Annotated in this window: 7 protein-coding genes; 4 read left to right on the top strand and 3 right to left on the bottom strand. The window is 34.4% G+C overall.

Annotation, left to right across the window (positions count from 1 at the left end; genetic code table 11):
• A partial coding sequence (locus tag AB8B65_RS20380; protein ID WP_405303126.1) for a DUF5995 family protein occupies positions 1 to 318 on the top strand: 318 nt, incomplete at its 5' end.
• A gap of 33 nt (positions 319 to 351) precedes the next feature.
• Here the strand turns inward: AB8B65_RS20380 and gldC are convergent.
• A complete protein-coding gene (gene gldC, locus AB8B65_RS20375) occupies positions 352 to 690 on the bottom strand; it encodes a gliding motility protein GldC (RefSeq protein ID WP_405303125.1) in 339 nt (112 codons plus the stop codon).
• Positions 690 to 1,640: a gliding motility lipoprotein GldB gene (gldB, locus tag AB8B65_RS20370; RefSeq protein WP_405303124.1), complete on the bottom strand. Its 951-nt coding sequence runs from the start codon at positions 1,638 to 1,640 to the stop codon at positions 690 to 692. Before gldB ends, gldC begins: the two co-directional genes overlap by 1 nt.
• Positions 1,641 to 1,844: 204 nt before the next feature.
• Here gldB and nadE point away from each other — a divergent pair, with 204 nt between their 5' ends.
• Both nadE and AB8B65_RS20360 read left to right on the top strand, forming a co-directional pair.
• On the top strand, positions 1,845 to 2,633 hold the full coding sequence (gene nadE, locus AB8B65_RS20365) for an NAD(+) synthase (protein WP_405303123.1): 789 nt from the start codon (positions 1,845 to 1,847) through the stop codon (positions 2,631 to 2,633).
• A 162-nt stretch (positions 2,634 to 2,795) separates the two neighbouring features.
• Entirely contained in the window at positions 2,796 to 3,425 is a 630-nt protein-coding gene (locus AB8B65_RS20360) for a response regulator (protein ID WP_405303122.1), read from the top strand.
• Positions 3,426 to 3,585: 160 nt separating this feature from the next.
• On the opposite strand, the gene dnaG is transcribed toward AB8B65_RS20360, so the two are convergent.
• Positions 3,586 to 5,547, bottom strand: a complete 1,962-nt coding sequence (dnaG, locus tag AB8B65_RS20355; RefSeq protein ID WP_405303121.1) for a DNA primase — start codon at positions 5,545 to 5,547, stop codon at positions 3,586 to 3,588.
• 201 nt (positions 5,548 to 5,748) lie between these two features.
• Between dnaG and AB8B65_RS20350 the strand changes: the two genes are divergently transcribed.
• Entirely contained in the window at positions 5,749 to 5,931 is a 183-nt protein-coding gene (locus tag AB8B65_RS20350; protein ID WP_405303120.1) for a class I lanthipeptide, read from the top strand.
• Positions 5,932 to 6,000 lie beyond the last annotated feature (69 nt).

Genomic DNA, 6,000 nt, shown 5'->3' with positions numbered 1-6,000 from the left:
AATGATGTACAAAAAGAACTGTCGCTCATCTGGAAATTTTTAGCCAAAATTATTAAAGTCACCGAAAAGTTTGATACAATTTTAATCGATTTCAGCATGAAACTTGCCAGAGATGGCGCCTGGAAATATGCTACTTTATTGGCAACTTCTCCTGAAACCGAATGGTCAAATTTGATTGCAGCACGCGATGCAAAAGTTGTTAAAAAAGCCAATCTTGTGGTTGATCCTGGTTTTTTAATTCGATTGCTATTTAAAATTATCCGACTAGAAGAAACAGGCACTATTAAAACAAGAATTGAGATTTTAGAAAAAGACTAAAACCTCAATTTATTGTATATTTTAAGTGATTATTTACTTCTTTACAATCTCTAATTTTTCTGCAAAGTAATCACAGAAATCCATCATGGTTGCACTCATTTTTTCATCGTTGGTTGCACGTTCAAACGAACGCGCCATTGACACTAGAGTTTGATGATAAAAGACTTTCATTTCGTCTACAGGCATATCTTTTGTCCATAAATCAATTCGTAAGCTTTCTTGTGCTTTGTGATCCCAAACAGATAACATAACAGCTTTGGAAGCTTCATTTTCTACACCGCCATCTTTTGCCGTCCAATTGATTGCTTCTGGCACATTATTTTCATCGACAGTTACTGCAATTTTTATTTCGGACTTCATTTTTTTCGCCATTATTTCTTTGGTTTGTACTTTGAATTATTAAAAATTTCTTTTGAAGATTTTCTCAAAAGATTTTGCAAAGATACGTCATTATTTTCCATATACGCCTTCACTATTTGATACCCAATATAGCGACCAATTCCCCCTGGAGATTCACCATCTAATTCTAAATTAAATTTTGAGAATGGTGCCAAATTCAAGAAACGATTATCGAGTTTTATATTGGTACTATACAACAAGTCTTTTTCAATAAAATACGTCCATATTTGCTCTTCATTTTCCGCTGCCCATGCGGCTTTGCGTTCAGTATATCCAAACTGCATTCCTACACTTGCTTTTGGTACTAAAAGCGACTTTGTATATTGTATTTTACCATGATGTATGAGTTTACTTATAAAAGTACGTTCGCGTGGTGGTTTTACTTGTGTGTATGCAAATTCGGTTGCAATATCGACAGGAATCATTTCTTTTTCAAAATTGTTTGAAATGTACTTCTGAATTCCTTCATAGAATTTATGATTGGCGCCCAAATACGTATTCAGAGCAATTAAAAGTTTGTCTTCATAAAAAATTACTTTTTTACGATAATCTTCTGATGTTACCGCAAATACATTTGGTGTTTTTTCTGCTGGAAAGTAAAATTTTATATGTTGTAATACAGATTGGATATCGCGATGTACAGGAGCAAAATCTGTAAAAACTGCATCAATTTCTTTTTTCAGTTCTTTTTGTAGCGGATCGTTCATGGTGTAAATCCACGTAGAATCTGCAACTGAACTTGGAAAAAATAACGGATATGCTTCTTTCAGTTTTGGTAAGTCGGATGGTTTTGCGCCAAGAAACGCCTGATCAAACCGAACTACATTTAGGTCTAATGGAATTGCCGCAATTTCTTTTTCAAGCGATTTTTCGTCAGCGCATCCAATTAAAACAAGCAAACACAAGTACAATATTTTTCTCATAATGATTTTATAGTATTCCAATAGGTAAACGCAATCTACTTTTATAAATTTTATTACGATGCTATTTTTGTGCACAAAGTTACTTTTTTTATCTTGTAAAAAAATCAAAAGAGATGAAATGCGCCATAATAATTATGTTGATTGCAACTGAATTAATTATTGGCAAATTCCATCTGACAGAATTATTAAAATAAAAATATAAAGATGAAAACTGAACAAGTTATAGATTATATCGTAGCATGGTTAAAAGACTACGCAACAAAAGCAAGAGTAAACGGATTTGTGGTTGGTGTTTCTGGCGGAATTGACTCTGCCGTAACGTCTACTTTGTGTGCAAAAACGGGCTTACCAACTTTGTGTATAGAAATGCCAATTCATCAAGCAAAAAGTCATGTGACGCGTGCGCAAGAACATATTAAACAATTAAAGGAGCGTTTTGATAATGTGACAGACACACGAGCAGATTTGACACCAGTTTTTGAAGAATTTAAAACAGAAGTTTCTTTAGAAGGCGCACAAGCAACTGTAGACATGGCGTTGGCAAATACCAGAGCGCGTTTGCGCATGACAACCTTGTATTATTACGCAGGTTTGTTAGGACGATTGGTTGCTGGAACAGGAAATAAAGTAGAAGATTTTGGTGTCGGTTTTTATACCAAATATGGTGATGGTGGTGTGGATTTGAGTCCGATTGCAGATTTGATGAAAAGTGAAGTATATCAAATCGGAGAAGCACTACACGTTCCTTCTTCTATTATGAAAGCTGCTCCATCTGATGGCTTGTTTGGTGATGCCCGAAGTGACGAAGATCAAATTGGTGCGAACTACGACGAACTTGAGTGGGCAATGCGTATGAAAGATGCAGGAAAAACGGTAGATGACTTTACTGGAAGACAACAAGAAGTGTTCAAAATTTACAAACGATATAATACTGCGAACCAACATAAAATGATTCCAATTCCAGTCTGTTTAATACCGCAAAATCTTACATAAAAAATTACCTTTTTTATTAGTTTTTATAAAAATTTGTTTAAATTTGTTGCTACAGACCCCCTAAACCTGAAATAAAAATTGATTCGTTTTTATGTTAGCATGACATAACGAACCTTTCTTTATGTGATGGTCTGATTTAATAATAACTTTAAAAACTAAATTATGGTTAAAGTATTAATTGCAGACAATCATCCCATTGTTCGAAAAGGAATTAAATCCTTGTTTAAGAACTCTACAGAGATTGATGTAGTAGGTAAAGCTGCTACTACTTCTGAGCTTTTTGACTTCATTAGTCAAGAGCATGTAGATGTTGTTTTACTTGAGATGGATATTCCTGAAGTCAATGGAATTACTGCCTTGAGAAGGCTTAAAAAAGACTTCTCTGAAGTGAAAGTGATTATGTTTAGCTCACACTCCGAAGATGTTTACGCAGTAAGCACATTAAGAGCTGGAGCTTCTGGTTACTTATCAAAATCCGTAGCTACAAATGTTATTAAAGACGCGCTTATCAAAGTTGCCAATGGAGGCATCTATATCAGCAATGAGTTAGCGCAGCGCTTAGCATTTGACGAAAGCACAAACAAACCCCGCAGATTCTTCAGACGCTTGTCTACAAGAGAAGTAGAAGTGTTAAAACTTTTAGCTTCTGGTAAACGTAACAAACATGTTGCTGAAGAGTTAAATCTGAACGAAAAAACTGTGAGCACGTACAAGGCTCGCCTAATGCGTAAGTTGAATGTAGACAATTTAGTTGATCTATTACAACAAGCAAAAGCATTGGAATTACTGTAATTGCATTTGTAAAGATTTTTTCTTTACGACAGTAAAAGATTTTATAATGATATGACACATCTTTACAAAGTGGCATATCATTATTTTTTTTAGAAAATTTCGTTTTAAAAGTACATCTCGATGCGATACTTGGGAATTTTAAACAAAAGTATTCAAGTCTTTACATCACTCTTTTCAATTGCTCAGAAAGCGACTTTTTTAATGTATTGTAATTAATAATGTCTTCTAATACATTTTGCGATTCTTCTATTTTGCTATCTGCGGAAAGACTAAGTTTAAGCTCTTCTATTTTACGATTGATTAAGAAGCAACGTAAGGTAAGAATGGTTTCGCTTGTTAATTGTGCAATGGTTTCTTCTTTGGGTTTTACAAAGATGTTTTGCTCTTCCCAATTGTGTAATTCATAGCGTTCTTCGCGCATGAGAATGTCTGTAATTTCACTCGCAATCTCAGGTTCAATTTCGTTGACAAATGTATCTAATTCTAAATTCCCTGTTTCGTTGAGTTTTTCGATAGCGCGATAGTAAATTGTTTTGAATTTTTCATTCGCCAAATCTATTTCATCTTGCTGCAAGTCTAAGTAGAGTTTTTGAAAAACTTTTGCTTCAAAGAGTTCGCGTTCTAATTGCAATTCGCCTTCGTCATCTTCTTTTAAAATCATGTCTTCAAACGTAGCGTCCATGTTTCCGTAAATCAAAAGTATTTCAATGATTTTACGCTCCAATACATATTGTACATCAACCGCTTCTTTCTTTTTTTCAGATTTTATAACCTCAAACGCCTTTTTTTCTTGCCTTATTTGTTTGTTGGCATCCTTGATATCTTTGTTTTGCAATTGCGCCAAGGTAGCAAATAACACTTCTTCCGAAATGTCCATGATACGAGATGTTTCACGCAGATACAATTCTTGTTTGATTCGGTCAGCAACTTTAGAGATACTCGACATCATGTCATTGATGACTTCTGCCTTTTTGATTGGATCGTTTTTAGCAACTTCCATCAGTAAGGAAGCTTTGTAACTGATAAAATCTTTTACATTGTTTTCAAAGTATGCCAAGACATCTTCTAAGGCATTATTTTTTGTAAAACTATCTGGATCATCACCATCAGGAAATGTACATACGCGCACATTCATTCCTTGTTCTAAAATTAAATCAACTCCACGAAGCGACGCACGAATTCCCGCAGCATCTCCGTCATAGAGAATGGTAATATTTTTTGTTAAGCGATTTATCAAACGGATTTGTTCCGCCGTTAAGGCAGTACCAGAAGAAGAAACCACATTGTGAATTCCCGCTTGATGCATTTGAATAACATCGGTATATCCTTCCACCAAATAACAATTATCTTCTTTGGCAATTGCCTGTTTTGCATAGTATAAACCATATAAAACTTTACTTTTATGGTAAATATCACTTTCAGGTGAATTGAGATATTTTGCTGCTTTTTTATCGCTTGTTAAGATACGTCCACCAAAACCAAGTACGCGTCCGCTCATGCTATGAATTGGAAACATGACTCTTCCTTTGAAGCGATCAAAACGTTTTTCGCCTTTTACAATGGTAACGCCAGTTTTTTCCAGATAGGTAAGATTGTAGCCTTCTTTTAATGCAGCATCTGTAAACGCACTCCATTCGTCTAACGCATACCCCAAACCAAACTTTTTGATGGTTTCCGTAGTAAAACCTCTTTCTTTAAAATAGGTAAGTCCGATGGCTTTTCCTTTCGGAGATTCCCAAAGTGTTTCTTGATGGTATTTTTTAGCATATTCAGAAACCAAATACATGCTTTCTTTTTCGTTTGCTAAGGCTTTTTCTTCATCGGTACGTTCGGTTTCTTCAATTTCAATTCCGTATTTATTTGCTAAGTATCTTATTGCTTCCGGATACGTAAAATGCTCATGTTCCATTAAAAAAGCTACTGCATTTCCTCCTTTTCCAGAACTGAAATCTTTCCAAATTTGTTTTACGGGCGATACCATAAATGACGGCGTACGTTCGTCTGAAAAAGGACTTAACCCTTTGAAGTTACTTCCCGATTTTTTGAGTTGTACAAAATCGCCAATCACTTCTTCTACACGAGAAGTTTCAAATACAGCATCTATGGTTGATTTTGAGATCAATGGTTTCGGGATTTTTAGGAATAGAGTTCAAAAATACTAAGTTTTCATCAATATCAAGTATTCGCAATCTACTAATTCTAATAACTCAACAGAAATAACACATTAAGATTAGTTTACAATTCATAAATCACGACTGTAAGTTCTTTCATCTTATATGAGAATTAAATACATTTAAGTATTACTAATCATAAATTATAAATCATGAAAACTAACTTTTCAAAATTACAGTTAAACAAGAAAGCTATTTCTAACTTAAGCGACACTATTAAAGGTGGGCGTGTTGGAGGTCCTTCTGACTTATGTCCATCAAACTTATGTCCTTCAAACTTATGTCCTTCTGAGCTTTGTCCATCACAATTATGTCCGCCTGATTCAAAATATTAATTACATTTTAGCAGAAAGAAGCTGTCTAAAAAGTAATAAAAAGCATCATTCTGAACTTGATTCTGTTTC

The sequence above is a fragment of the Kordia sp. genome (assembly GCF_045105435.1).
Lineage (GTDB): Bacteria > Bacteroidota > Bacteroidia > Flavobacteriales > Flavobacteriaceae > Kordia.
This window is presented reverse-complemented; position numbering and strand designations above follow the sequence as displayed.

What these genes read in the sequence shown, in the direction of transcription:
- gldB (WP_405303124.1), bottom strand. Translation starts at nt 1,640, where the DNA reads ATGAGAAAAATATTGTACTTGTGTTTGCTTGTTTTAATTGGATGCGCT.
- AB8B65_RS20360 (WP_405303122.1), top strand. Translation starts at nt 2,796, where the DNA reads ATGGTTAAAGTATTAATTGCAGACAATCATCCCATTGTTCGAAAAGGA.
- gldC (WP_405303125.1), bottom strand. Translation starts at nt 690, where the DNA reads ATGGCGAAAAAAATGAAGTCCGAAATAAAAATTGCAGTAACTGTCGAT.
- nadE (WP_405303123.1), top strand. Translation starts at nt 1,845, where the DNA reads ATGAAAACTGAACAAGTTATAGATTATATCGTAGCATGGTTAAAAGAC.
- AB8B65_RS20350 (WP_405303120.1), top strand. Translation starts at nt 5,749, where the DNA reads ATGAAAACTAACTTTTCAAAATTACAGTTAAACAAGAAAGCTATTTCT.